The organism is Streptomyces sp. NPDC088817 (assembly GCF_044750345.1).
Taxonomy (GTDB): domain Bacteria; phylum Actinomycetota; class Actinomycetes; order Streptomycetales; family Streptomycetaceae; genus Streptomyces.
On sequence record NZ_JBIVJN010000017.1, the window covers coordinates 130,846 to 155,403 of the forward strand.

The following is a 24,558-nucleotide window of genomic DNA, read 5'->3' on the forward strand; positions in this document are numbered from 1 at the left end:
GCGCCTGCCGGTCGGAGCGGCGGGGTCTTCACAGGCCCTGGCCCGTCGCCGGGAGCAGGACGACCAGTCGGGCGCCGGGGCGGTTGTCCTCGATACGGGTGCTGCCGTGGTGGGCCGTGACGGTGTCACGGACGATGGCGAGGCCGAGGCCGCTGCCGCCGGTGTCCCGGGCGCGGGCGCCGTCGAGCCGGGTGAAGCGCCCGAAGACGCGTTCGCGGTCGGCCTCCGGGATGCCGGGCCCGTCGTCGGCGACGGTCAGTTGCGCGGTGTCGCCGAGTGTGTGGAGGCTGACGTCGATCCGGGTGCGGGCATGGCGCAGCGCGTTGTCCAGCAGGTTGCGCACGACACGGGCGAGGGCGTCCTCGTCGCCCGCCACCCGTGCGGCGCCCACGGCGTGCTGGTCGATGACGAGCCGGGTCCGCCGGCGCGCTTCGCGCACCTCGGTGAAGACGATCTCGTCCAGGTCGACGGGACGGGCCCGCAGCCGCGGCCGGTCGTCGAGCCGCGCGAGCCGGAGCAGGTCGTCGACGAGCCGGGTGAGCCGTTCGGTCTGCGGCAGGAGCCCGGCGGCGAGGGACTGCCCGTCCGCCGGGCCGGGGTGCCGGGCCGCGACGGACAGGCGCGTGTGCAGGGTGCTGAGCGGGTTGCGCAGTTCGTGGGCCGCGTCGGCGACGAACCGCCGCTGCCGCCGGGTCGAGGTGTCCAGGCGGGCCAGCAGGTCGTTCAAGGTCGTGGCCAGCCGGCCGAGCGCGTCGTCGGCGGGCGGTACGTCGAGGCGGCGGCTGAGGTCGGAGGCGGTGATCTCGGCGGTCTGGGCGCGCATGCCGTCGACGGGGCGCAGCGCGCGCCCGGTGAGCAGCCACGCCACTCCGGTGAGGGCGGCGACGACCGCCGGTACTCCGGTGGCCAGGCCGACGGTGAGCTGGGCGAGTCCGTGGTCGACGCTCTCGGTGGGCACGGCGACGTAGACGGTCACCGGGTCGCGGGCGGTGCCCGCGGGGATGCCGACGGCGCGCCATGTGCCGCCCGTTCCCACGGGGATGCCGTCGACGGTGTGGGCGCGCGGGGTGGCGGCGCGGCTCGCCGGGAAGGCGAAGGCGCGCGGCCGGCCACGCAGGTTGGCCGAGCTGGCCCGTACCCTCCCGTTTCCCGCGATCACCTGGACGGCGACTCCGCCGTGGTCGGTGGTGGGCACGTCCGCTGTGGTCTGGTCGCCGTCCTGGTCCGCCGCCACGACCTGGGCTCCTTGGAAGGCGGTCTGGTCGAGTCCGCTGATCAGGCTGGCGTGCAGCCAGACGACGAGCAGTACGGCGGCTCCGGCCAGTCCGGCGGCGATGACGGCAGCCGCGGCGGCGGTCAGCCGCAGGCGCAGTGACCGGCGGGCCCACCACGACCGGACCCCGGCGGCCACCGGTCACCCCGTACCGCCGCGCAGCCGGTAGCCGGCGCCGCGGACGGTCTCGATGGTCCGGCGTCCGAAGGGGGCGTCGATCTTGCGGCGGAGGTAGCCGACGTACACCTCGACGATGTTGGTGTCGCCGTCGAAGTGCTCGTCCCACACGTGGGTGAGGATGTCGGCCTTGCTGATCACCTCGTCGGGGTGCCTGAGCAGGTATTCCAGGAGGGTGAACTCCCGTGCGGTCAGGTCGATGTCACGGTGTCCCCGGCGGCAGCGGCGGCGCGCGGGATCGAGCGTGAGGTCGCCGGCGGTGAGGACGGCGGGGCGGGCGGGTGCTCCTCGCCGCAGCAGGGCCCTGAGGCGGGCGACGAGGACGACGTAGGAGAAGGGCTTGCTCAGATAGTCGTCGGCGCCGAGGTCGAGGGCGTCGGCCTCGTCGTACTCCCCGTCCTTCGCGGTGAGCACCAGCACCGGGGTCCAGGCCCGGGCCGCCCGCAGGCGTTTGAGGACCTCGTATCCGGACAGGCCGGGCAGCATGATGTCGAGCACGATGACGTCGTACGCTTCGTTGAGCGCCCGCCAGAGTCCGTCGGGGCCGTCGTGTGCCAGGTCCGAGACGAAGCCCTCGGTGGCAAGTCCGTCGGCGATGGCCTCGGCGAGTGCCTGCTCGTCCTCGATGATCAGCGTCCGCATGGCAGCCTCAGGAACAACGATAGCTCCGGGCATGGGCCGCCGTTTTCCGCGAGGGGGCCGGGGGATGTCTGCGGTACGGGGTGGGGTCATTCCGCCATCACGGATTCCACCAGGTCCATGGCCAGGTCCAGGGTGTCGTGCACCGGCAGGCCGTGGTCGGTGTACCAGTCGGTCGTGGCCTCCGGGTGGGGACCGGTGACCGCCACCAGCCCGCGGCCGAAGCGGGTCACGAGGGCGGCGGGGGTGCCGTTGTCGTAGGTGGCGAGGACGGTGGCGTCGGCGTGCTCGTCGAGGACGAAGAAGGGGCCGTCCTGGAAGAAGACGGTGCGGGGGCGGCCTCGCCAGTTCACCGTGACCAGGGTGTCGCTCTCGTCGTGGACGGTGGCTCCCGGGGAGGAGATGTACCGGTCGGTGTCGCCGGGGAGCAGGCCGAAGCCCGGGGTGGCCCCGGCGAGGTAGCCGCCGAGGCAGAATCCGAGGTAGCGCCCGCCGTCGCGGACGAAGTCGCGGATCTCGCGGCGCCGCCGCCGCAGTCTCCGGTAGGCGGAGGTGAGCGTGCCGCCGCCGGGCTGGGCGTACAGCGCGGCCTCGGTGAGAATCTCGGCCGACAGCGGAAGCGCCTCGCCCGGGCCGGTGTAGCGGACGTCCAGGTTCCACGGCCCGGAGGAGAGCAGTCCGGCGACCGCCTCGGGACAGCCGGGCAGCGAGGCCGGGCCGCGGTAGACGAGGGCGAGGGGACGACGCCCGGCGGCGGGCCCGGAGTGCCCCGGGTGGGTCATGGCCGCTCCGTCGCGGGTACGTCGTCGGCCTGGTCGGCGATCGGTGCCGTGCCGTCCCCTTCGGCGGGGAGCCCGTGCCAGCTCGTTCCCGGTGTCAGACGCTCGCCCTTCATCACCAGGGACAGCGCCCCGAGCCGGACACCGGCGCCCACCTGCGTGTCGTAGAGCACGACGGTCCGCGTGCCGACGCTCGCGGCGGGGCCGACGGTCACCGTGGACATCTTCATCACCCGGTCCTCGAACAGGTGGGTCTGCAGGGAGACGTGCATGCCGATCGAGGCGTCGTCGCCCACCTCGACGAGGTCGAACTCGGTGAGGTAGGTGGTGCCGATCCAGGTGCGCCGTCCGATGCGGGCACCGAGCAGGCGCAGTACCGGCGGCAGGAAGGGCGTCCCCACCAGGGCGCCCACGCCCGCGGGCACCGCCGCCGCCTCGAAGAGGCCGGTGACGAACTCCGTGCGGCGCACGAACAGGCTCCACAGGGGCTCCACGCGCGGCCGGTACCGTCCCGCGACGACCCACTTGGCCACCACACAGCACCCGATGACGACCAGCACCGCGCCCGCGGTGAACAGCGGCGACACGACCGGGGTCACCCACGACCGGGTGCGGCGGGCGGTCTCCGACAGGGCGAGCAGGTACAGGTAGGCCGAGGTCGCGAGCACCGACATGGGCAGGGTGACGCGGAAGAACTCGATGGCCAGCCGGCCGAGCACGGCCCCTCGGGTGGGCCGGAACGTCTTCTCCTCCGGGTAGGACCCGCTGTCCTGGCGCACGGGCAGCCGGAGGGCCGGTGAGCCCAGCCAGGTGCTGCCGGCGGGCACGCGCCGCGGGGGCGGCACGGTGCCCACGCCGACGAGCGAGCCCGGGCCGAGCCGCGTCCCGGCGGGAACGAGCGCCGCGTTGCCCACGAAGGCGCGTTCGCCGATGTCGGTGGGCCGGCAGGCCATGCGCCCGGCCGCGAAGGCGGCGGCGCCGATGCCGGCCATGTCGGCGACGAAGCTGCCGTCGCCGAGGGTGAGCAGGTCGGGATCGAGGTGCGCCGCGGTGGAGATCTCGGCGCGCCGGCCGACGCGGGCGCCGAGCAGCCGCAGCCACGGCACGGTGTAGAGCGTGGCGTAGAGGGAGTTGGTGAGGGTGAGGCTCTGCTCCAGCAGCTTGTCGGAGATCCACTTGCGCACGCCGAGCGCCGAGTGCGCCGGATGGATTCCGGGTGGTGTCCTCGTCAGGACGGCCCGCTTCCCGGCGGCGACGAGCAGGCACACCGTGGCCACGAAGACCGGGCCGGACAGCGCGGTCGCCGCGAGAGCGGCGGGGGTGCCGCCGCGCGACCAGGCCCACCAGAGCAGGGCGGCGCTCGGCAGGGCCGCGGCGACCACGACGGACTCCAGCAGGACCAGGCCGAGCACGACGGCGGCCAGGTGGCGGGGCCGCCAGGGGTCCGCCCCGGTCCGCTCGCGCAGCATCGTCTCGACGTGCGGGGCGAGTGCGTCGACCGGGCGCGGGGGCGATCCGGCGCGGCGCGCTCCGGCCGGAACGGCTTCGTCCGGGCCCGCCGCGGACTGCTCGCCGAGCGCGGCCCCGGGGCCGATGCGGGCCCCTGGTTCGAGGACCGCGTTGGCTCCGACGTACGCACCCTCGCCGACGGTGATCGGGGCGATGGTGACCCAGCCGTCGGCGACCTGCCAGGGACGCAGCGTGGCGCCGTAGCCGATCGTGGCGTCCTGGTCGACGCGCAGCAGTGTGGGCAGGCCGACGAAGCTGGTGGCGATGGTGGTGCGGGGGCCGACGCGGGCGCCGAGGAGCCGCAGGTAGGGGCCCATGAGGGGGGATCCGCTGAGCATCCGCAGGGGGCTGATGCCGTGCAGCAGTATGTCGAGCAGCCACAGCCGCAGGTACGCCGCTCCCCAGAGGGGGTACCGGCCTGGCCGGACGCCCACCGCCAGGGGCCGTGCGAGGAGGACGGGAACGAGCCAGCGTACGGCGAACCAGCCGGCCATCACCGCGAGGGCGGGCCCCAGGGCTTCGCCGCCCGTCACCTGTCCGTGGCTCAGCACGAGGGACCCGGCCACCGGGCCGGTGAGCAGGAGGAGCAGTGCGTAGAGGGCCGCGGCCTGGACGAGGCCGGCGCGCGCGATGCGGGCGCGGCCGTGCCGCAGGGGGGCGGGGCGGGGCCGTCGTGGCGCGGGGGAGGCGTCGGCGGTGGCGCGCAGTCGTGCCGCGAAGCCGCGCACGGTCGGGTTCTCGTACAGGTCGCGCAGGGTGGGTCCCGGCCCGGCTTCGGGGTCGCGCAGCAGGGACACCGCTCGGGCGGCGAGCAGCGAGTGGCCGCCGAGGTCGGTGAAGAAGTCGGCGTCCGCGGAGAGTTCGCCGGGGTCCATGCCGAGTGTCCGTGCCCAGGCGTCCCGCACCCTGGCCTCGAGCGGGTCGCGGACCGGCGTGACACGGCCGGTGCCGGCGAGCCGGCGGCCGGTGGGCGCGGGCAGGCTCGTGCGGTCCGTCTTTCCGCTGGGCATGACGGGCAGCCGGTCGAGGAAGTCCAGCGTGGCGGGGACCATGTAGGCGGGCAGCGACCTGCGCAGGCGCCGGTTCAGGCGGGCGGTGAGCTCGTCGTCGGGGTCCGTGCCGTTCCCGGCGCGCACGACGTAGGCGGCGAGGACGCGGTCGCCGTCGTGTCCGTCGCGCGGGGCCACGGGGGTGGTGGCGGCCTGCGCCACGCCGGGGTCCTCCAGCAGTACGTTGTCGATCTCCTCCAGGGACACCCGGTAGCCGCGGATCTTCACCTCGGAGTCGGCCCGGCCGAGGTACTCGATCTCCCCGTCGTCGGTCATCCTGCCGAGGTCTCCGGTGCGGTACAGGCGGCCCGAGCCGGGGGCCAGGGGGTGCGGGACGAAACGCTCGGCGGTCAGGTCGGGACGTCCCGCGTAGCCGCGTGCGAGGCCGGGGCCGCCCAGACAGATCTCGCCGACGGCGCCGTGCGGCACGGGTCGCAGCCGCTCGTCGAGGAGGACGGCCGAGCAGGTCGGCAGCGGGCGGCCGATGGTCACCGGGTGTCCCGGCCGGACTTCCTGCCAGGTGGCGGTGACGGTGGCCTCGGTCGGCCCGTAGGTGTTGAGGACGCGCCGTCCCGGCCTGCTCCACCGGTCGACGAGCGGGGCGGGGCACACCTCACCGCCGACGACGAGCGTGCGGAGCCGCGGGAGGTCGCGTGGGATCGTCGCGAGCAGCGTCGGGACGCAGTACAGGGCGGTGACCCGGTGCTCCTGGAGGAAGTCGGCGAGATCGTCGCCCAGTTGTCCTGGGCCGCCCGGTCCGGCGACGAGCGTGGCGCCGGCCGCCCAGGTGGGCCAGATCTCCTCGATCGAGAAGTCGAACGAGAGGGTCATGCCCTGGTACACGCGGTCGTCCGGCCGGATGCCGTAGATCGGTGCCACGACGCGCAGGAAGTTGCAGATGCTCGACTGCGCGATCTCCACGCCCTTCGGCCTGCCGCTGGATCCCGACGTGTACATCACGTACGCCAGCGGATCGTCCGCTTCCCCGGCCGGGACTGCGGGCCGTTCGGGCGGCTGGGCGGCGAGGTCCGCGGCACACGTGTCGATCTCGATCACCTGGCAGGTCGTCCGGCACCGCCGCGTCCAGGCGGTGCCGGACGCGAGCGCCGACGTGGTCAGCACCGCGGCCGCGCCCGCGTCGCCCAGGATGAACGCGACGCGGTCGGGCGGCGCGGCCGGGTCGATCGGCACGAACGCCGCGCCCGCCTTGCACACGCCCAGCAGGCACGCGTACATGTCGACGGTCCGGGGCAGCAGCAGGGCGGCCCGGCTGCCGGGACCGATGCCGGCGCGCAGCAGGTGCCGGGCCACTCGGGCGGCCCGCGCGTCGAGCTCGGCGTAGGTCACCCGCCGCGATCCGCATACGAGGGCCGGGGCCGACGGGGTGCGGTCGCAGGCGTCGTCGAAGAAGCGGTGCAGCCGGTCACCGGTGTCCCCGGTTCCCGGGGCCGTGCGGCCCCGGCGAGGAGAGACGGGCGGGGCCGCGGTGCGGTAAACCATGGACGCCTCCTCTTCGATGCGGGGAGGAGATGCGGGGTGGGACTCGCTTCCTCGGTGCGAAAAGGACCCGGTCGTCCCCGGGACACCTCCAGCCTCGGCGACGCCCGCTGAGAGGAGACTGAGAAGCCGCCCGGGTCGGCCCCGCGGGCCGCCCGCCGGGCCCGTCAACGCGGTCGCGAGGATCACGGCCCCGGCCCGTCGGACGACGTCCGGCCCGGCTCCGGGCGCCCCCTCCCCCGGACCGTCTGAGTACGAAACCTGAGTACGGGACCTGAGTACGCGCGCTCATGCTTCGCGCGGGGGCGCGCATCAGACTCCTCGGCATGACCCACCTACCGCCACCGGCCGAGGAGCTGCGGATCCTCGACGCGGAGTTGCGGCAACTCGACGCCCGCCGGGCCCAGTTGCTGTTCCGCCGCGCCTACCTGATAGGTCTCCTCCAGCCGGCCTTCCCGCCCGCGCCGCCCGCCTCGCGGCGGCCCGAGACCAGCGCGCCCCGTGTGCAGAACGTGCTCCTCGTCCTCGGCGGCGTTCTGCTGACCGTCGCCGCGATCGCGTTCACCCTGGTCAGCTGGGGTCACCTGGGCATCGCCGGGCGGTCCCTGGTGCTCGCGACGGTGACCGCGGCGGCGCTCGGCGCTCCCGTACTCCTGCTGAGGCGCGGGCTGCGCTCGACGGCGGAGGCGCTGGCGGGCCTCGGTCTGGCGCTGACGGTGCTCGACGCGTACGCGCTGCACGAGGTCGCGCTGACCGCCACTGACGCCACGGGGTACGCGGCCGTCGCGGCGGTGTGTCTGGCCGGGGTGTGGTGGGGGTACGGCAGGGGGCTCGGTTCGCTGCGCCTCCCCTTCCCCGCCGCGCTGGCCGCCGCCCAGTTCCCGCTGCTGCTGTGGGCGGTGGCGGCCGGCGCGGGCCCGGACGCGATCACGGCCGCGCTGCTGGTGACGGCCGCCTGCGACACGGCCGTCGCGCTCCGGACGTCCGTGGGGCGCCTGCGTGTCGCCGCCGCCGTCGGCGCGTACGGGACGGGCGGCTGGGGCGTGGTGGCGGCGGGCGTGCTCTCCTCGGAGGCGACCGGTCCGAGCGCCGCCGTCCGTGCCGCGTCGCTCCTCGCCCTGGCGGCGGCGATCGCGCTGTACGCCGCGTGGCGTGCCCCGCGGCAGGGCCTTGCCAGCGGTGCCGCGGTGACCGGCGGGCTGCTCCTGGTCGCGGCGCTCGGCGGCATCCCTCGTGCGGTGCTGCCCGGGGTGTGGGCGGTGCCCTGCTATCTGCTCTTCGGGGCCGGGCTGCGGGCGGCCGTGCGCGTTCCGCTTCCGGACCCCGTGCGGCGCGGTGCCGCGTGGGCGTCGGCCGCCGTCCAGGCCCTTGCGGTGGTGTGGGCGCTTCCCGTGGTCCTCGTGGCGCTGCTGGGTCCGCTCGGATGGACGGGGCGGGTGTGGTCCGGGGCGCCGTCGGATCTGCGTGCCGCGGTGACGGTCCGGGTGCCGTGGCCCGCGGACGCGGCGGCCGCGCCGCTGGTGCTCGCGGTCGTCGCGGGGGTGCTGGCCGTGGCGGCCCGCGCCACCACCGCCCGGCGTGACCAGGCCGCCGCCGGTGCCGTGGTCCTGGCCTGGGCGACCGTGCTCGTCCTCCCGGCCGCCCTGCGACTTCCCTACACGGCCGGGCTGTTCGCGCAGGGGCTGACGGTCGTGGCGGCGCTGGCGGCGGCGGTGTACGCGCGCCGGACACCGACGTCCCGCACTGCCGTACTCCTTTCCCTGCTCACCGCGGCCGGTCTCTCGTTCCTCTCGCTCGCCTCCCAGGACGCGACCCTGGCCGTGCTCGCCGCGCTGACGGCGATCTTCACGGTGGCCGCCGCGCACCCGCGGCTGACCGCCGTCTGCGCGAGCGCGTCCCTGGCCGGTGCGGCGGGTCTGGCCTGTGCGGTGGGTGCCGCCGCGGGCTGGTCCGCCGCGCACACGGCACTGTTGCTCCTGGTCGTGCCTGCCGCAGCGGCCCTGCTCGGGGCGCGGGTCCCGCGGTGCGCGGTTCCGGTCGAGGCCACCGGCGCAGGTGCGGGGCTCCTGGCCATCGGGCTGGCCGTCACCGACGCCCCGGTGCTGGCCCTGGTACTGGCCCTGTGCGGGGTGATCGCCGCGGGCACCGCCGTGCGCGCCGACCGCCGTCGGGTGGGGTACGCGGCCGCCGCGTTGTTCGTGCTGGCCGCCTGGGTGCGGCTCGGGTCGTGGGCCGTGGGCGCACCGGAGGCGTACACGCTGCCGGTGACCGTGCCGGCGCTGGTCGTCGGCTTCGTGCGGCGGCGCCGGGACCCCGGGGCCTCGTCGTGGACGGCGTACGCCCCTGGGCTCTCGGCGACGCTCGTGCCGAGCCTGCTCGCGGCGTGGGCCGACGCGGACTGGCCGCGCCCCCTGCTCCTCGGCACGGCCGCCCTCGTCGTCACCCTCGTGGGCGCCCGCCACCGTCTCCAGGCACCGCTCGTTCTCGGCGGGAGCGTGCTCGCGCTGGTCGCGCTGCACGAACTCGCCCCCTACCTGGTGCAGTTGACGGCAGCACTCCCCCGCTGGCTGCCTCCCGCGTTCGCCGGGCTGCTGCTGCTCGTGCTGGGCGCGACGTACGAGCAGCGGATCCGGGACGCCCGGCGGATGCGGGACGTGCTCGGCCGGATGCGCTGAGGGACGGCCGGGCCCGGGAGCGGGGCGGGCTCAGCGCGCGTCGGCCGGCTTCGCCCCCGGCGGCCGCCTACCAGGGCAGCGGCCCCGTCACATCGAAGTACCCGCCGCTGGGTCCGTCCGGGCCCAGCCCCGCCATGCGGACGATGATCTCGGCGCCCTCCTCGACGGTCTGGGTCCCGGTGTTCCCGTTCAGGTCCGTCTTGGTGAAGCCGGGCTCCACCGCGTTGATCCGCATGTCCGGGAACGCCTTCGCGTACTGCACGGTGATCATGTTGACGGCGGTCTTCGACGCCGGGTACGCCACCCCCGGGTAGGCGGCGGCCGGGTGATCCCGGTCGGCCACGTGCGTGAGCGAGGCCAGGCCGCTGCTGACGTTGACCACGACCGGCGACGCGGACCGCCGCAGCAGCGGCAGGAACGCGTGGGTGACACGTACCGTGCCGAAGACGTTGGTCTCGAAGACCTCCCGCATCTGATCGGCGGTGACGTCCGCCGCGCCCGCCACCCCGTTGTCCGGCTCGCGCGCCTCGACGCCGGCGTTGTTGACCAGTACGTCGAGACCGCCGTCGGCCTCGATCGTCCGCACCGCGGCCGTCACGGACGCGTCGTCGGTGACATCGAGCTGGACGGCCCGCGCCCCGTCGCCCAGCCGCTCGGCGGCGTCGCGGCCCCGGGCCTCGTCCCTGCTGCCGACGTAGACGGTGTGGCCCGCGGCGATCAGACGGCGGGCGGTCTCGTACCCGAGACCCTTGTTCGCTCCGGTGATCAGTGTTGTCGTCATGCCTCCACGATCCGCCCCGCCCGCCCGCGCAGCCAGGCGTCCCGTCTTCCTGGGACCGCTGGTACCAGGAAGGCACGCGGCCGGCGGGGCACACTGGCCGCATGGCGACGGCGGAGTTCGGCAAGGCGGTGCGCCGCTGGCGCGACCGGGTCCCACCCGAGGCGGCGGGGCTGCCGACCGGGGAGCGGCGGCGCGCGGCCGGACTGCGCCGTGAGGAGCTGGCCCTGCTGGCCGGGATCTCCGTCGACTACGTCACCCGGCTCGAACAGGGCCGTGCCACCAACCCCTCGTCCCAGGTCGTCGAGGCCATGGCCCGCGCGCTGCGGCTGTCGGAGGAGGAGCGCGCGCACCTGTTCCGGCCGGCCGGACTCGCGCCGCCGGGACCCGAGACGGTGCCGGCGCACATCACCCCGAGCGTCCAGCGGCTGCTGGACCGGCTGACGGGGACGCCCGTGGCGGTGCTCGACGCGTCCTGGACCCTGCTGCTGGCCAACGCGCCCTACGCGGCCCTGATGGGCGATCCGTCCGGGCGGCGCGGCAACGAGCGCAACGGCGTGTGGCGCCACTTCCTCGGCCCGGGGCCGGGGGCGCTGCGCGCACCGCGGGCGCGGCACGACCACGAGGCGGCGCTCGTCGCCGACCTGCGCACGGCCGCCGAACGCTACCCGGCCGACCGGCGGCTGCACCAGCTGATCGCCGAACTGCGCGGCGGCAGCGAGCGGTTCGCCGAGCTGTGGGACGCGGGCGCCGCCGGCCGCCACGAGGCGTCGCGCAAGACGATCGACCACCCGCGGGTCGGACCCGTCACGCTCGACTGCGACGTCCTCACCGTGGCGGGCAGCGACCTGCGAATCATGGTCTACACGGCCGAACCCGGCACCGAGGACGCCGAGCGCCTCGCCCTTCTCACCGTCCTCGGCACCCAGGATCTCGTCGACCGCTGACGACTTTTGCCTATAGGGCGTAGGTAAATGCATAATGACGTTCGGATAATGGCGTTCGGGTCGGGACCTCCCTCGACGCCGCATGCGACTCCTGATCGACAGGCTGAGGCGATGAACACCGAGCACGACTGGATCACCACACCCGTCACCGCGGACCTCCTGCGCGGGCACCTGGACGTGGAACGCACCGCGCGCGGTCTGCTGCCGCACCGGCTGCCCGCGGGCGCGCGCCGGCAGATCCCCGACGACCAGCTGGCCATGGCCGAGGCCCAGCCGTCCGGCGTACGGCTGGCCTTCCGCACCCGGGCGACGACCGTCGAACTGGAGACCCTGCCCACCAAGAGGGCCTACCGCGGCTTCCCGGCCCCGGCGGACGGCGTCTACGACCTGCTGGTCGACGGCCGCCTCGCGGGCCAGGCCACGGTGACCGGCGGCAACGTCCGCACCGTCGACATGGCCACCCAGTCCGCGGAACTGCTCGAAGGACCTCCCGGCACCGCCCGGTTCACCGATCTGCCCGCGCGGGACAAGGACGTCGAGATCTGGCTTCCCCATACGGAGATCACCGAGCTGATCGCCCTGCGCACCGACGCCCCGGTCGCGCCGGCGCCGGACAGCGGACGCAGGGTGTGGCTGCATCACGGCAGCTCCATCAGCCACGGCTCGAACGCCGCCCACCCGACCGCCATCTGGCCTGCCCTGGCGGCGGCCCGCGGCGGAGTGGAGCTGGTCAACCTGGGGTTCGGCGGCAGCGCGCTGCTCGACCCGTTCACCGCCCGCGCGATGCGGGACACCCCCGCGGACCTGATCAGCGTCAAGATCGGCATCAACGTCGTCAACACGGACGCGATGCGCCTGCGCGCCTTCACGCCCGCCGTGCACGGCTTCCTCGACACCATCCGCGAGGGCCATCCGACGACGCCGTTGCTGGTCGTGTCCTCCATCCTCTGCCCGGTCCAGGAGGACACCCCCGGACCCCTCGCACCCGACTTCACGGACGGGACCCTGCGGTTCAGGGCCACGGGCGATCCGGCCGAGCGCGCCGCCGGGCGGTTGACCCTCGGCGTCATCCGCCAAGAACTCGCCCGGATCGTCGAGCGGCGGGCGGCCGACGACCCGAACCTGCACCACCTCGACGGCCGTGAACTGTACGGCGAGGCGGACTACGCCGAACTCCCGCTGCCCGACGAGGTCCACCCCGACCCCGCGGCGCACCGCCGCATCGCCGACAACTTCGCGCGGCTGGCGTTCGGCACCGGCGGCCCCTTCGCCCCCGTGACCGGCGGCTGATTCGGCCTCGGAGACTCCGGGTGGCGAGGTTCGGAACGGGCCAGGCCCCCGGAGACCGGCGCGGGGCCGAGATCGCCGTCGCCGTCCTGGTGGCGCAGGACCCAGTCGTCGAGGTCGAGGGCCGTTTCCAGCGGCTCCCTGACCATGTGGGCGCGCAGGCAGCCCGCCGCGCCGGCCTCGGTCCGCTCGGGCCGGAGCAGTTCCTCCCGGAAGCCGGTCCCGGCCGCGGCGAAGCGCGCCCGGGCGGCCTGCGGAGACACACCCAGGACGTCACCGATGAGCTGCCAGCCGGCGCCGCCCGTGCGCTCGTACACGGCGGCGCTTTCGAAGAACCGCCGCGCGGCGGCGAGCACCTGGGCGGCGTCGGCCAGTACGGCACCCGGTGAACGAGTGGTCCCGTCGGTGTTCAGCTCGTGCGCGCCGACGGGGACCGCGGCCCGCGCGAGATCCGCCAGCACGCAGGCGTCGTAGGCCATCAGCAGTCTCGCTCGCGCGGTGTCCGTGTACGGCCCGGCTTCCTTGTCGCCTTCGCTCATGCGGGTCAGCCTCGGCTCCCATCGATCGGGGGTGGTCGTCACTCGGTGCCCTGCGCGGGTTCGGCACCATGCTGCCTACGACAGCGTCGAAGGGTCCTCCGCACGCGAAGCCACCGATCACGAGCATCCCCGGGCGACCAGTGGGTCCACAATGCGTAATCGGCGCAGGCAGCCTCAGGCAGGCCCATAGGCTCGCCCTAAAGTTGAGCTTTAGGCTGGGGCGATGCGCTACGACCTGGACGACCTGCGGCTCTTTCTCCATATCGTGACGGAGGGGTCGATCACGGCGGGCGCTGAACGGATGCACCTGAGCCTGCCTTCGGCCAGCGCCAGAGTGCGTTCGCTGGAACACCACGCCGGCGTGGCACTGCTCATCCGCGGACGACGAGGCGTGCGGCCCACACCGGCGGGCACGACGCTGGCACGCCACGCACGCGACGTCCTGGACCGGACCGCGCGCCTCGAAAGCGCCGTCGCCGGCTACGCCCGGTCCCCGACCGCCCCGCTCACCCTCCTCGCGGGTGGATCCGCGATGCATCGGCTGGTACCGCAGGGCCTGGTGTCGTTCCTGCGCGCCCACCCGGACGTCGACGTCACGGTGTGCGAGAGCCGCACGCCGCAGACGGTGCGGATGCTCGCCGACGGCGAGGCGGACCTCGGGGTCGTCGTCGACGACGAGGCCCGCGACTGCGGCCTGCGCATGGAGCCTCTCGGCGACGACTCCCTCGTGGTGATCGGCCAGGCCGGAGGAATCATCGCCGGCCGGACCTCACTGACCTACAGCGAGGTCGCCGAGCACCCGCTCGTCGGGCTCGACGCCGGCTCCTCGCTGCGCCGCTGGATCGAGGAGCACCTCGGGTCGCGCGCTCCGGTGGCGCGCTACCGCACCACCGTGGCCGACCTCGGCGTCGTCGTCGCCCTCGCCGCCGCGGGCGTCGGGCTCGCGGTCGTACCGCGTCGCGCCGTCGACCCCGGTCGGCCGCTCACCGTCTGCGAACTGCAGGACCCCTGGGCCCGCCGTCAGCTTCTACTCGCCTGGGGCGTCAAGGACAGCGCCGCGCCGGCGGCCACCGCGGCGCTCGCCGATCACCTGCGCGAGGCGGCACGGTCCGAGGTGCGCGCCGGAGATCGCGGCTAGCGCGCGGCGTTTCGGACGATCGGCGAGAGGCGGTCCCGGATCACCTGGTGCAAGCTGCGAGAGGAGGAAGCACCTCGCCGGGCCTCGGTGGATGCGATCCGTGAAGGGCGGTGCTGAGCGTGAGGGATGCGGATGCCGGACGCAGGGGGACTGCGGAGCAGGGCGGCATGTCGCCGGGCGCCGGCGCCGGAGCGCCGCCGGAGGTCCCCTTGTCGGGGTGCGCGGCCCTGGTGACCGGCGCGTCCAGCGGCATCGGTGCGGCGACGGCCCGGGAACTGGCCCGGCAGGGCGCGGCCGTGGCGGTCGTCGCCCGGCGTACCGAGCGGCTGGAGGAACTGGCCGCGAGCATCCGCGACCAGGGCGGCTCGTGCGCCGTGCTCACGGCCGATCTGCGGGATCCGGCGCAGGCACGGCGGGCCGTCGAAGAGGCCGTCGGCCGCCTAGCGCGGTTGGACGTGCTGGTGAACAACGCCGGTTACGTGGCCATGGGCCCCATCGAGGAGAGTGACCCGGCGGACTGGGAGCGGATGGTCGGCCTCAACCTCGACGCTGTCCTGCAGATGTCACGATCGGCGTTGCCGCACCTGCTGCGCGCGGCGGAGGGGAGTCGCGGGGTCGCCGATCTGGTGAACGTCAGCTCGGTCGCGGGCAGGGTGGTGCGCAGGAACAACGTCGTGTACTCGGCGACGAAGCACGCGGTGGGCGCGTTCAGCGAGGGCATGCGCCAGGAGGTGACCGGGAGGCGGGTCCGGGTGGGACTGATCGAACCCGGCATGACCATGACGGAGATGGCGACCGGCAGCGGGCGCCTCGCCGCCGGTGACCTGCCGCAGGACGCCTGGCTGCGCCCCGAGGACATTGCGCGCGCCATCAGCTACATGATCACCCAGCCTGCGCATGCCGCGGTCAACGAGATCATGATCCGCCCCACTGCCCAGGAACGCTGATCGCGGTCAGGGCAACGGGCCCTAGCCTGTCGGCATGGAAGCGATCCTGGTCAGCGCCTGTCTGCGCGGTGTTCCGTGCCGGTTCGACGGGCGGCACAAGCTGTCCTCGGCGATCGAGGAGGCGGTGGCCGGCCGCGAAGTCGTCTCCTTCTGCCCGGAGGTCGCGGGCGGGCTCGCGACCCCGCGGCGGCCCGCCGAACTGGTGGGCGGCGACGGTCATGACGTGCTCGACGGGACGGCACGCGTCGTCGACGACACCGGGCGTGACGTGACGGCGGAATTCGTGAACGGAGCACGACGTGCCCTCACGGCGGCGCGGAACACGGGCTGTGCCGAGGCACTGCTGATGCCGCGTAGTCCCTCGTGCGGACGCGGCGCGGTCCACGACGGTTCGTTCACCGGGGAGTTGGTGCCGGGCGACGGAGTCACGACGGCGCTGCTGGAGCGGAACGGTATCGCCGTTCGGTCCGCGCCCGGGGTGTGAGCAGGTCTCCTGACCGATCTTCTCACCGATCCGTTGAGGAGGGCCGGGCTGTCCGGCCCTCCTCAACGGCTGTCAGGTGGGAACCTTCTCCGGTTCGGTGGAGGGCTTCGGGGTGGACGGGCCGGGGGGCGGCAGCGGGCCGCCGCGCAGCAACGCGGCGCTGACGACGGCGCCGAGCGCGAAGAGGCCGGCGCACCACCAGAACACCCGGGTGCAGCCGTGGATCGTCGCCAGGTGGAGCAGCGCCGGTCCCGGTTTGCCCCGGGCGTGGCGGGTCAGGTGGTCGGTGGTGGCGCTCGCCGCGATCGTGTTGAGCAGCGCGGTGCCGATGGCGCCGCCCAGCTGCTGGCCGGTGTTGATGGCGGCCGAGGCGATGCCCGCGTCCTGCGGCAGCACCCCGGAGGTGCCGGTGCGCAGAGCGGCGGCGAAGATCATGCCCATGCCGAGCCCGATGCCCATGATCGGCCCGAGGAGCGTCGAAACGTAGTGGGAGTCCGGCCCGATCCGGGTCAGCAGGGCCATGCCACCGACGTTGATCAGCATGCCCGCGGTGATCAGTGGCCGCGGGCCGAAGCGCGGCATCAGCCGGATGTTGCCCACGGTGCTCGCCGCGGCCGTGACGCCCACCATCGGCAGCAGGGCGACACCCGACCTGATCGCCGAGTATCCGAGGTCGGTCTGCATGTAGTAGATGAGGAAGAGCAGCCCGCGCCGATGACCAGTGCGGCGAGGTAGGAACCGCCGCGGTTGCGGTCGAGCACGATCCGCGGGGGCAGCAGCGGGTGCTGGGCGCGGCGCTGCCAGAAGGAGAACAGGACCGCCAGTACCCCGCCGGCCACGAGGAAGCCCCAGGTCGACGGGGTGTGCCAGCTGTGCGTCGCCGCGTTGGAGAAGCCGTAGACAAGGCAGAGCATGGCCGCCGGACACCACGATCACGCCGGGGACGTCCATCGGGGCGCCCGTGCGCGGCTGCCGGGTCAGCAGCGTGGAGCCGACGATCAGCGAGAAGGCGGCGAAGACCAGGTTGATGTACATGCACCAGCGCCAGTTCAGGGCGGAGGTCAGCGCGCCCCCGATGAGCAGGCCCAGGCCGCCGCCACTGGCCGCGACCGCGCTGAAGACGCCGAATGCCCTGCCGCGCTCCTTGGGGTCGGTGAACGTGGTCGCCAGCAGCGACAAGGTGGTGGGCGCGAGCAGCGCGGCGAAGACGCCCCGGCAGGCGCGGGAGGCCACCAGCATGCCGAAGCTGTTGGCGGCGCCGCCGACCGCGGAGGCGGCCGCGAAACCGGCCAGACCGGCGACGAACGTCTCCTTGCGTCCGACGAGGTCGGCGAGCCGGCCGCTGAACAGCAGCAGACTGCCGTAGCTCAGGGCGTACGCGGTCACGACCCACTGCTTGTCCGCGTCCGACCGGACCGCTTGCGCCCGCCGCGTTCTCAGAAGTGGGTGCCGCCGTCGACGCGGACCTCGGTGCCGGTGATGAAGGCACCGTCGTCGCAGCCGAGCATCGCGACCACGGACGCCACCGTCTCGGGGCCCGCGAAGCCCTGGCCGAGCGCCGGGGAGAGCTTCGCGAACAGGCTCATGTCGGCGTCCTCGGGCAGGCCAGGACCCATGCTCTGCCCGCTGGCACCGCTGCCGTCGGTCATGCCGGAGGAGATGGAGCCGGGCTGCACGGCGGTGAAGCGGATGCCCTGCCCGGCGTACTCGGAGGCGAGCGCGTGCGTCATGGACTGGACACCGCCCTTGCTCGCCGCGTACGCGGCCATGTAGGGGTGCGCGAACATCGCGGAGGTCGAACTGAAGTTGACGACCGCGGCGCCGCGGCCCTCCAGCAGCGCCGGGACGGACTCGCGGATCATGAGGAAGGTGCCGACGAGGTTGACCTGGAGGATGCGGGTGAACTCCTCCAGGCTCGTCTCGTGGGTGTGCGAGGAGCGCAGGATCCCGGCCGCGTTGACCAGTACGTCCAGACCGCCGAGCGCGGTGACGGCGGCGGCGATCCCGGCCCGCACCGAGGCCTCGTCGGATATGTCGACGACGAGCGTCGTGAGGCGGTCCGCGCGGGCGCCGGCCTTCTCGACGGTGTCGTTCAGACCTCGCTCGCTGACGTCCGCGGCCACTACGGTGCCGCCCTCCGCGAGGATGCGCAGCACGGTGGCCTGGCCGATGCCCGAGCCACCACCTGTGATCAGCACTCGACGGCCTTCGTAGCGGTTCATGTCCTTCTCCAAACCGGCCCCGCGGGTGTCCGGCCGGGGCCCTGTGACGCCGGCTCTCTCTCGCCTTGGGCGTCGTCGATCGAGCTACACGTTACGCCTGCATGGCACGTTTTGCCACTATGGCATCACATGCCAAAAGCAGGGCGCGGGCCGTATCCTTGTGCGGTGAGCACCCACGCGCCCCTTTCCTTGACCGAGCGCCGCAAGGCCGCCACGCAGCTCGAGATCGCGCACGCGGCGATGGAGCTGTTCGCCACGCGCGGCCCGCAGGACACGACGGCCCAGGAGATCGCGCGGCGTGCGGGCATCGCACTGCGGACCTTCTACCGGTACTTCCGCTCCAAGGAGGACGCCGTGAGCCCACTGCTCGCGGACGGCGCCGACCGGTGGCGGACGCTCCTGGAGGCCACGGAGCCGGGGACGGCGCTGCCCCGGGCGCTGGAGTCCGCGGTCGAGCAGGCGCTGATCCCGCCGGACGAGGAGGCGACCCGGGCGCTGCTGCGCACGCGTGGGCTGCTGCGGGCCGCGGCCGAGGACCCCGCCCTGCGGGCGGTCTGGTATCGAGTGAACCAGGAGTCCGAGGAGCGGCTCGTCCCGGTGATCGCGCGGCTCTCGGGCGGGCGTCTCGACGATTTGGGGGTACGGGTCACCGCGGCCGCGGCCACCGACGCGATCCGGATCGCCCTGGAGACATGGGCGGGCACGGAGGCCGGAGTCGAGGGAGCCGGTTCCCCCGCCGACCTCGCGGTCCGCTGCCTGCGCCGATTCGGCCGGACGGCAGGCTGATAGGGGTCCGGGAAGCGTCAAGCCCGAACACGGTGTACGGGCGGCTGGGTCAGCTGCGCGCGAACCGGCGAGGGCTCTCGCCGGGGATAACGGGCAGGCGGAGGTCGGGCCTGGCGGGGGCATCCGCCTACTCGTGGGGCACGACAGCCAGCGGGCAGCGGACGTGGTGGACGGCGGCGTGGGTGACGGGGCCGATACGCGGGACCGCCGGCCGGCCGGACAGGCGGCGGCCGACGACGAGGAGGCTCGCCGCGGAGGCGGCCCGCACCAGCACGGTGGAGGCCTTGCCCTCCACGACGCTCTCCAGGACCTCGGTGTCGGGGTACTTCCCGCGCCACGCCTTCAGCACGGCGGACAGGAAGCCCCGCCACTCCTCGGCCTGCTCGGGATCGTCGATCAGCCCGATGTCCCCGGGGCCGAGACTGATCGCGGAGGGCGGCTGCCAGGCGTACACGACACGCAGCCGGGCGCGCCGCAGCCGGGCCGCCTCGAACGCGAACTCGATCACCTCGTCGCAGGCGTCGGCGAGGTCGATGCCGAGCACCACGTCGCGGAAGCCGGTGCCGGTGGACGGGCGGCCGTCGCCGGCCGGGTAGTGCTCGTCCTCGGCCTCCTCCCCCGCCCGTACGAGGACCACGGGGCGCGGGGCCGTCGCGACCACCCCCTGGGCGACGGAGCCGACCAGGACTCCGGTGAAGCCGCTGAGGCCTCGTGAGCCCACCACCAGCAGTTCGGCCTGCTCGGTGGCCTTCAGCAGGGCCGCGGTCGCCGGGCCTTCGACCTGCTCGTCGGCGAGGTCCACATCGGGTACGGAGGCGCGGAGGTGCTCCTCGGCCTGCCGCAGGGTGCGGCGTGCCTGATGCCGCTGGGCGGTGTGCGCGGGTTCGCTCTCCGCCCGGCCACGGGTCCAGTTCCGGGCGTGCACCAGGCGCAGCGGCCGGTCACGGCGCAACGCCTCACGGGCGGCCCACTCGACGGCGGCGAGGCTCTCCGCGGATCCGTCCACTCCGACGACGACAGGCGACAGCATGGCGCGCACCTCCTGCGCTCGGTCTGCTCGTTGCTGTCAGTGTCTTACCGCGATCACTGGGTGGATATGGGCCGCAAGGGCTCCCCCAGGCCCATTCGGCCCCTGCGGACCCGCACCCGCACGTGTGGGGGCGCCCCTGATCAGGCGGAAGCGGAGAGCTGTTCGCGCACCCACGCGGGATCGGGGTTGGTGTGCGGCCGGCCCGCCACGACGACGGTCGGCACGGTCTCGTTGCCGTCGTTGGCCGCCCTCACCACCGCCGCGCCGGCCGGGTCACGCCAGATGTCGACCCAGTACGCCTGGCGGGCGCGATGGCCCAACCGGATGCGCAGCCGCAGGCAGTACGTGCAGCCCGGCCGCCAGAAGACGATCGGCCGGCCGTCGACCGCGCTGCGGTCCTGTGCCTCCGCAGCGCCGATCGACCGCGGGAAGACCAGGGGCGAGCAGACACCCGCGAGCAGCACGAAGAGCAGCAGATAGACCACGGCTCTGCCGAGGCTCCCCTGGAGGAACAGCCTGGTCGCGAGGAGCGAGCCGCAGAGTAGGGAGAGGACCGGCAGAAACCACACGCGCTTCATGGACATGAAGACGCAGGCTACCGATACGCGTTCACCCGCCGCTCGCCTGCGTGGGACCCGGCCGCCGCGCCGCCGCCTCGATGAGTCGCCTGATGTCGTTCAGGTCGGCCTCGAACTCGGCGGTGAGGTCGACGGGAAGGTCCAGCCAGGGCCCGAGTCTGTTGTGGCCGGGGAGTTCACCGTCCGGAAGCCGGCCGCGACGGCTGCGCGGGTCGAGGGTGCCGGGAGCGAAGCGGCCCGAGGCCTCGGAGGCGGCGAACCCGATCACGAAGGTGCTGACCAGGCGTTCCAGCCGGGGCACTTCGGGCTCGGGAACCCCGGCTTCGATGAGCGCGGTGTAGATGATGTCCACCGCGCGCACCGCGTCCGGTGTGACGGCGGGCCGGGAGAAGAGCAGGTCGGCGGCCCAGGGGTGACGTCGGGTCACCGCCCGGCAGGCGTGCGCGAGGGCGTTGAGCCGTTCGTCCCAGCTCTGGTCCTCGGTGGTTTTCGGCGGCAGGAGCGCTGCGAGCAGGCGCCCGACCAGCGCGTCCAGGAGCGCGGCCTTGTCCTTGACGTGCCGGTACAGGGCCATCGGCGTCACGCCGACACGGTCGGCCAGCGCGCGCATCGAGACGGCTTCGAGGCCGTGCTCGTCGGCGATGGCCAGGGCCGCGTCCAGTATCTCTTCCCGCCTGCCGCTCATGGGTCTACAGTGTAGACGTATACGGTGTAGACCTCACGGAGACGGGATGCTCAGCGCAGAGGGATTGGTGAAGCGTTACGGCCCGCGTCGCGCGCTCGACGGCTTCGACCTGACGGTCGCGCCCGGCGAGATCGTCGGCCTGATCGGGCACAACGGGGCCGGCAAGACCACGTTCGTCGAGATCGTCACCGGTCTTGTGCGTCCCGACGCGGGCCGGATCCGCATCGGTTCGTACGACGCGCTGCGGGCCGGCCGGGCCGCGCGGCGGCTTCTCGGCGTGGCCCCGCAGGAGGTGGCCCTGTACGGCAGCGTGACCGTGCGGGAGAACCTGCGGCTGCTGGCCGGACTCGCGGGCCTGCGCGGACGCGGGCGGGACGCCGAGATCGCCGGGGTCCTGGAGGAGCTCCGCCTGACCGCGGTCGCGGACCGGCCCGTGGGTGTCCTGTCCGGCGGTCAGCGCCGCCGCGTCCAGGCGGCCACCGCCATGGTCGGCTCTCCCCCGTTGCTGCTGCTGGACGAGCCGACCGCCGGGGCCGACCCGGAGACCCGCTCGGCCCTGCTGGCCGCCGTCAAGGCCCGCGCCCAAGCCGGTGCCGCCGTCGTCTACACCACCCACTACCTGCCGGAACTGGTCGATCTGGATGCCACGTTGGCGCTCGGCCGGGCGGGGCGTGTCATCGCGCGCGGCACCCAGGACGAACTGACCCGCCATCTGCCGGGCGAACTCCGGCTCACCTTCGCCGACCCGGCCGAACCCGAGCTGCGTCTGCCGACCACGGACCCCGGCGCCGACCTGGCGGCCCTGCTCGCCTCCGGCCGCACGCCCGTCTCCGTCGACATACGGCGCCCCGGGCTGGACGACCTCTACCACTCGCTGGAAGCAGCGGCGACCGACGAGCGGACGGAGCCCCGTGATGTCGCCGCGTGAGTCCGCCACCCGCCTGGGCGTTTTGATACGCCACAACGCGCTGCTGATGCTGCGTGAACCCGGCCCGCTGCTGAGCCGGATGATCCTGCCGCTCGGCTTCATCACCCTGCTGCGTCCGCTCTACGTGGCCGCGCAGGGCCGGACGGCCGGCAGCGAGCAGGCGGTCGTCGGCACACTGGTCACCTTCTCGCTGCTGGCGCTCAGCATCTCCGGCAGCGCGATCCTCACCGAACGGCTCGGTCGCACCTGGGACCGGCTCCGCGGTACGCCCCTGCACCCCGTGGAGATGCTCGTCGGCAAGGCGATCCCCGTCCTCGCCGCGCTGCTCGCGCAGCAACTCCTGATCACCGGCTTCGGCGTGTGGGTCTTCGGGCTGAGGGTGCCGCATCCGGCGCTCCTGCTGGGTGTCCTGCTGAGCTGGAGCTGCACCCTGCTCGGCCTCGGCGCGCTGGTCGGTGTGCTGGTCCGCAGCATGGGCGAGCTGTCGGCCGCCTACGACATCGGCGGCATGCTCCTCAGCAGCGTCGGCGGCGCGCTCGTCCCGCTCGGCGTCCTCCCGGCCTGGGTCGCCCGCGTGGCCCCGGCCTCCCCCGGCTACTGGGCCGCCCGGGGCCTGCGTGCCGCCCTCCACGGCGACGCGCACACCGTGACGACGGCCTGCGTCACGCTCGCCGCCGTGGCCCTGCTCTGCGGCACCCTGGCCTCCGTCCGACTGCGGGGCCGCGGCGGACGGCTGGTGGCTCTCTAGCGCCCCGACAGGCAACGTTCGGCCCCGGACAAACGGCCCTGTCGGGGCACTGCACCCCGACAGGGCGACGCGCGCGTGTGACCGTGCCTCAGTCGTGGGCGACGACGGCGACGGGGGCGGCGGCGTGGTGCAGGACCGCGTGGGTCACGGGGCCGAGGCGGGCCCCGAGGGCGGAGCGGCGGACACGCCGGCCGACGACGACCAGGGAGGCGTCGCGGGATGCCTCGATCAGAAGGAGCGAGGGACTGCCATAGCGCGGCTGCTCGACGACCTCAACGCCGGGGAACTTCTGCCGCCAGGGAAGCAGCGCCTCGGTCACGGCGGCGGCGACGGCCTTCGCCATCTCCCGCTCGATCGCGGGTTCCAGGGCCATCCCGTAGGCGTAGTAGGGCGGCGGGTTCCAGCCGTGCACGACGCGCAGCGGCACGTTGCGGCGCGCGGCGGCGTCGAAGGCGAACGCGAGCACCGCCTCCTCAGGGCTGCCGGTGTCGAGCCCGAGGACGACGGGGCGGACGGCGGTCCCGTCCGCCCCGGCCTCGTCGGCAGTCTGCTCACCGGCGCGGACCAGGACGACGGGCCGCTCGGTGGACGCCACCGTCGCGAGCCCGGCCGAACCAACCAGGAAGCCGCGGATCCCGCCGAGGCCGCGCGAGCCGAGGACGAGCAGTTCGGCGTCCCGCGCCGCACGGGCGAGGGCCTCGGCGGGCTGTCCTGTGACGTGTCCGGTGGTCACCTCGACGCCGGGGTGCCGCGAGCGGAGCTCTTCGGCGGCCTCGCGCAGCACCTTCTCGGTCCAGTGCTGGTGGGTGTCGGCGCCCAGCAGTCGCGCCAGGGCGATGGGCTCCGGTACCGGCTCCCAGACCTGGAGGAGCCTCACCGGCAGCCCGCGCGACCGGGCCTCGCGCGCCGCCCACTCGGCGGCGGCCCGGCTCTCGGGCGAACCGTCGAGACCGACGGTGATGGTGCGGGGCATGATCTCCACCTTCCAGTGTCGTGTTCAGAAAGTCCCGTGTGCGGGGCCGTGGCCCTTCGGCGGTACCGAAGGGCCGTGCGGCGGGTCGATGCGACGGGTCGGTGCGACGGGCCTCATGGCGCGGGGCCCGTCACGGGGTGGTGCCGTCGCGCTCGGGGTGCTTCAGCGCAGCCAGGCGTGGTCGCGGACGATCGGCAGCCGCGCCCACAGCCGGCCCAGGCCCCAGGTGGTGCCCGCGCCCGCGGCCGCCACAGCGATCAGGGCGACCGCGTAGATCACGTGGTAGTCGGCGAACGGATTCGTCGACATGCTCGGCGACCCGTTCGACAGATGCCTGGCCGGTGGCCATTCGGCGATCCACATCAGCGCCATCATCGCCGTGCCCGCCACGGCGGCCGGCCGCAGCGCCACACCGGCCATGACGGCCGCTCCGATGGCGAGCAGGCCGAGCATGAACAGCCAGTCCGCCCACGCCTGGCCGGCCCACGAGTGAAACGTCGACTCCATCGGCCCGGCGGCGACGGAGCTGAGGAAGCCCTTCGTCGGCGATCCGCCGTCGACCCAGCCCTTGCCGGAGGCGGTCGCGTAGCCGAGGCCGAAGACCTTGTCCAGGAACGCCCACAGGAAGACGAACCCGGTCAGGACGCGCAGGGACGCGAGGGCGTACGCCTGGGCGGCGGTGTGCGTGCCGAGGTGCTCCGACACACCGGACGCGGAGGAGGAGGTCCGGTTCCGGTGGAAGACCGGCAGTTGGAAGCCCGGGTTCCGGTGAGCGTGCTCGTCCACGGCCATGGCAGTGATCCCTTCGCGTGCGTCCGGTCGTTGTCCTTTCACCACCCACTCTCGTCGTGGGCGCCGCGCGCCGCCGGATGCCGAAAGGCCGTGAACCG

At 74.0% G+C, this 24,558-nt stretch carries 21 protein-coding genes and 1 pseudogene; 9 read left to right on the plus strand and 13 right to left on the minus strand.

Annotated features, from left to right (window positions below):
* Positions 1 to 28: 28 nt before the first annotated feature.
* From ACIP4X_RS28020 to ACIP4X_RS28040, 5 genes and pseudogenes are all read right to left on the minus strand, one after another.
* A complete protein-coding gene (locus ACIP4X_RS28020) occupies positions 29 to 1,411 on the minus strand; it encodes an ATP-binding protein (protein ID WP_358730240.1) in 1,383 nt (460 codons plus the stop codon).
* A gap of 3 nt (positions 1,412 to 1,414) precedes the next feature.
* A complete protein-coding gene (locus ACIP4X_RS28025; protein ID WP_358730239.1) occupies positions 1,415 to 2,092 on the minus strand; it encodes a response regulator transcription factor in 678 nt (225 codons plus the stop codon).
* 86 nt (positions 2,093 to 2,178) lie between these two features.
* A complete protein-coding gene (locus ACIP4X_RS28030) occupies positions 2,179 to 2,871 on the minus strand; it encodes a BPL-N domain-containing protein (RefSeq protein WP_401351165.1) in 693 nt (230 codons plus the stop codon).
* Entirely contained in the window at positions 2,868 to 4,871 is a 2,004-nt protein-coding gene (locus tag ACIP4X_RS28035) for a Pls/PosA family non-ribosomal peptide synthetase (protein ID WP_401351218.1), read from the minus strand. The genes ACIP4X_RS28030 and ACIP4X_RS28035 overlap by 4 nt, the downstream gene beginning before the upstream one ends.
* A 222-nt stretch (positions 4,872 to 5,093) precedes the next feature.
* Positions 5,094 to 6,926, minus strand: a pseudogene (locus tag ACIP4X_RS28040) (amino acid adenylation domain-containing protein); the annotation flags it as partial.
* A gap of 323 nt (positions 6,927 to 7,249) precedes the next feature.
* On the opposite strand from ACIP4X_RS28040, the gene ACIP4X_RS28045 reads away from it, so the two are divergent.
* Positions 7,250 to 9,598: an SCO7613 C-terminal domain-containing membrane protein gene (locus ACIP4X_RS28045; protein WP_401351167.1), complete on the plus strand. Its 2,349-nt coding sequence runs from the start codon at positions 7,250 to 7,252 to the stop codon at positions 9,596 to 9,598.
* A 67-nt stretch (positions 9,599 to 9,665) separates the two neighbouring features.
* Here the strand turns inward: ACIP4X_RS28045 and ACIP4X_RS28050 are convergent, their stop codons facing one another.
* Positions 9,666 to 10,379 (minus strand): SDR family oxidoreductase, encoded by a 714-nt coding sequence (locus tag ACIP4X_RS28050; protein ID WP_358730235.1) that lies wholly within the window; start codon positions 10,377 to 10,379, stop codon positions 9,666 to 9,668.
* Between the two features lie 101 nt (positions 10,380 to 10,480).
* On the opposite strand from ACIP4X_RS28050, the gene ACIP4X_RS28055 reads away from it, so the two are divergent.
* The 5 genes from ACIP4X_RS28055 (at position 10,481) to ACIP4X_RS28075 (ending at position 15,718) form a co-directional block, all read left to right on the plus strand.
* Positions 10,481 to 11,323: a helix-turn-helix transcriptional regulator gene (locus tag ACIP4X_RS28055; protein WP_401351169.1), complete on the plus strand. Its 843-nt coding sequence runs from the start codon at positions 10,481 to 10,483 to the stop codon at positions 11,321 to 11,323.
* Between the two features lie 111 nt (positions 11,324 to 11,434).
* Positions 11,435 to 12,613 carry a GDSL-type esterase/lipase family protein gene (locus ACIP4X_RS28060; protein WP_401351171.1) on the plus strand — a complete coding sequence of 393 codons (1,179 nt, stop codon included), beginning with the start codon at positions 11,435 to 11,437 and terminating at the stop codon, positions 12,611 to 12,613.
* 759 nt (positions 12,614 to 13,372) lie between these two features.
* Positions 13,373 to 14,287 (plus strand): LysR family transcriptional regulator, encoded by a 915-nt coding sequence (locus tag ACIP4X_RS28065; RefSeq protein WP_358730232.1) that lies wholly within the window; start codon positions 13,373 to 13,375, stop codon positions 14,285 to 14,287.
* Between the two features lie 167 nt (positions 14,288 to 14,454).
* Positions 14,455 to 15,234: an SDR family NAD(P)-dependent oxidoreductase gene (locus tag ACIP4X_RS28070; RefSeq protein WP_391457596.1), complete on the plus strand. Its 780-nt coding sequence runs from the start codon at positions 14,455 to 14,457 to the stop codon at positions 15,232 to 15,234.
* A 34-nt stretch (positions 15,235 to 15,268) separates the two neighbouring features.
* A complete protein-coding gene (locus ACIP4X_RS28075; protein WP_358730230.1) occupies positions 15,269 to 15,718 on the plus strand; it encodes a DUF523 domain-containing protein in 450 nt (149 codons plus the stop codon).
* Positions 15,719 to 15,790: 72 nt separating this feature from the next.
* Here the strand turns inward: ACIP4X_RS28075 and ACIP4X_RS28080 are convergent, their stop codons facing one another.
* Together ACIP4X_RS28080 and ACIP4X_RS28085 are read right to left on the minus strand one after the other, a co-directional pair.
* A complete protein-coding gene (locus tag ACIP4X_RS28080; protein WP_401351220.1) occupies positions 15,791 to 17,218 on the minus strand; it encodes an MFS transporter in 1,428 nt (475 codons plus the stop codon).
* Complete coding sequence (locus ACIP4X_RS28085) at positions 17,155 to 17,940, minus strand: SDR family oxidoreductase (RefSeq protein ID WP_358730229.1); 786 nt, start codon at positions 17,938 to 17,940, stop codon at positions 17,155 to 17,157. Before ACIP4X_RS28085 ends, ACIP4X_RS28080 begins: the two co-directional genes overlap by 64 nt.
* A gap of 129 nt (positions 17,941 to 18,069) precedes the next feature.
* Between ACIP4X_RS28085 and ACIP4X_RS28090 the strand changes: the two genes are divergently transcribed.
* Positions 18,070 to 18,726: a TetR family transcriptional regulator gene (locus ACIP4X_RS28090; RefSeq protein ID WP_401351174.1), complete on the plus strand. Its 657-nt coding sequence runs from the start codon at positions 18,070 to 18,072 to the stop codon at positions 18,724 to 18,726.
* Positions 18,727 to 18,853: 127 nt separating this feature from the next.
* Here ACIP4X_RS28090 and ACIP4X_RS28095 read toward each other — a convergent pair whose 3' ends face one another.
* The 3 genes from ACIP4X_RS28095 to ACIP4X_RS28105 form a co-directional block, all read right to left on the minus strand.
* Complete coding sequence (locus ACIP4X_RS28095; RefSeq protein WP_401351176.1) at positions 18,854 to 19,756, minus strand: universal stress protein; 903 nt, start codon at positions 19,754 to 19,756, stop codon at positions 18,854 to 18,856.
* A 140-nt stretch (positions 19,757 to 19,896) separates the two neighbouring features.
* A complete protein-coding gene (locus ACIP4X_RS28100) occupies positions 19,897 to 20,334 on the minus strand; it encodes a glutaredoxin domain-containing protein (protein ID WP_391457814.1) in 438 nt (145 codons plus the stop codon).
* Positions 20,335 to 20,365: 31 nt separating this feature from the next.
* Complete coding sequence (locus ACIP4X_RS28105) at positions 20,366 to 21,019, minus strand: TetR/AcrR family transcriptional regulator (RefSeq protein ID WP_401351178.1); 654 nt, start codon at positions 21,017 to 21,019, stop codon at positions 20,366 to 20,368.
* A 46-nt stretch (positions 21,020 to 21,065) separates the two neighbouring features.
* Between ACIP4X_RS28105 and ACIP4X_RS28110 the strand changes: the two genes are divergently transcribed.
* A complete protein-coding gene (locus tag ACIP4X_RS28110; protein WP_401351180.1) occupies positions 21,066 to 21,947 on the plus strand; it encodes an ABC transporter ATP-binding protein in 882 nt (293 codons plus the stop codon).
* Positions 21,934 to 22,695, plus strand: coding sequence for an ABC transporter permease (locus ACIP4X_RS28115; RefSeq protein WP_391457584.1), 762 nt, complete (start codon positions 21,934 to 21,936; stop codon positions 22,693 to 22,695). The genes ACIP4X_RS28110 and ACIP4X_RS28115 overlap by 14 nt, the downstream gene beginning before the upstream one ends.
* 88 nt (positions 22,696 to 22,783) lie before the next feature.
* Here the strand turns inward: ACIP4X_RS28115 and ACIP4X_RS28120 are convergent, their stop codons facing one another.
* Complete coding sequence (locus ACIP4X_RS28120) at positions 22,784 to 23,668, minus strand: universal stress protein (RefSeq protein WP_401351182.1); 885 nt, start codon at positions 23,666 to 23,668, stop codon at positions 22,784 to 22,786.
* 162 nt (positions 23,669 to 23,830) lie between these two features.
* Entirely contained in the window at positions 23,831 to 24,460 is a 630-nt protein-coding gene (locus tag ACIP4X_RS28125) for a hypothetical protein (protein ID WP_401351184.1), read from the minus strand.
* Positions 24,461 to 24,558 lie beyond the last annotated feature (98 nt).

What these genes read in the sequence shown, in the direction of transcription:
- ACIP4X_RS28025 (WP_358730239.1), bottom strand. Translation starts at nt 2,092, where the DNA reads ATGCGGACGCTGATCATCGAGGACGAGCAGGCACTCGCCGAGGCCATC.
- ACIP4X_RS28030 (WP_401351165.1), bottom strand. Translation starts at nt 2,871, where the DNA reads ATGACCCACCCGGGGCACTCCGGGCCCGCCGCCGGGCGTCGTCCCCTC.
- ACIP4X_RS28035 (WP_401351218.1), bottom strand. Translation starts at nt 4,871, where the DNA reads ATGGCCGGCTGGTTCGCCGTACGCTGGCTCGTTCCCGTCCTCCTCGCA.
- ACIP4X_RS28045 (WP_401351167.1), top strand. Translation starts at nt 7,250, where the DNA reads ATGACCCACCTACCGCCACCGGCCGAGGAGCTGCGGATCCTCGACGCG.
- ACIP4X_RS28050 (WP_358730235.1), bottom strand. Translation starts at nt 10,379, where the DNA reads ATGACGACAACACTGATCACCGGAGCGAACAAGGGTCTCGGGTACGAG.
- ACIP4X_RS28055 (WP_401351169.1), top strand. Translation starts at nt 10,481, where the DNA reads ATGGCGACGGCGGAGTTCGGCAAGGCGGTGCGCCGCTGGCGCGACCGG.
- ACIP4X_RS28060 (WP_401351171.1), top strand. Translation starts at nt 11,435, where the DNA reads ATGAACACCGAGCACGACTGGATCACCACACCCGTCACCGCGGACCTC.
- ACIP4X_RS28065 (WP_358730232.1), top strand. Translation starts at nt 13,373, where the DNA reads ATGCGCTACGACCTGGACGACCTGCGGCTCTTTCTCCATATCGTGACG.
- ACIP4X_RS28070 (WP_391457596.1), top strand. Translation starts at nt 14,455, where the DNA reads ATGTCGCCGGGCGCCGGCGCCGGAGCGCCGCCGGAGGTCCCCTTGTCG.
- ACIP4X_RS28075 (WP_358730230.1), top strand. Translation starts at nt 15,269, where the DNA reads ATGGAAGCGATCCTGGTCAGCGCCTGTCTGCGCGGTGTTCCGTGCCGG.
- ACIP4X_RS28085 (WP_358730229.1), bottom strand. Translation starts at nt 17,940, where the DNA reads ATGAACCGCTACGAAGGCCGTCGAGTGCTGATCACAGGTGGTGGCTCG.
- ACIP4X_RS28090 (WP_401351174.1), top strand. Translation starts at nt 18,070, where the DNA reads ATGCCAAAAGCAGGGCGCGGGCCGTATCCTTGTGCGGTGAGCACCCAC.
- ACIP4X_RS28095 (WP_401351176.1), bottom strand. Translation starts at nt 19,756, where the DNA reads ATGCTGTCGCCTGTCGTCGTCGGAGTGGACGGATCCGCGGAGAGCCTC.
- ACIP4X_RS28100 (WP_391457814.1), bottom strand. Translation starts at nt 20,334, where the DNA reads ATGAAGCGCGTGTGGTTTCTGCCGGTCCTCTCCCTACTCTGCGGCTCG.
- ACIP4X_RS28105 (WP_401351178.1), bottom strand. Translation starts at nt 21,019, where the DNA reads ATGAGCGGCAGGCGGGAAGAGATACTGGACGCGGCCCTGGCCATCGCC.
- ACIP4X_RS28110 (WP_401351180.1), top strand. Translation starts at nt 21,066, where the DNA reads ATGCTCAGCGCAGAGGGATTGGTGAAGCGTTACGGCCCGCGTCGCGCG.
- ACIP4X_RS28115 (WP_391457584.1), top strand. Translation starts at nt 21,934, where the DNA reads ATGTCGCCGCGTGAGTCCGCCACCCGCCTGGGCGTTTTGATACGCCAC.
- ACIP4X_RS28120 (WP_401351182.1), bottom strand. Translation starts at nt 23,668, where the DNA reads ATGCCCCGCACCATCACCGTCGGTCTCGACGGTTCGCCCGAGAGCCGG.
- ACIP4X_RS28125 (WP_401351184.1), bottom strand. Translation starts at nt 24,460, where the DNA reads ATGGCCGTGGACGAGCACGCTCACCGGAACCCGGGCTTCCAACTGCCG.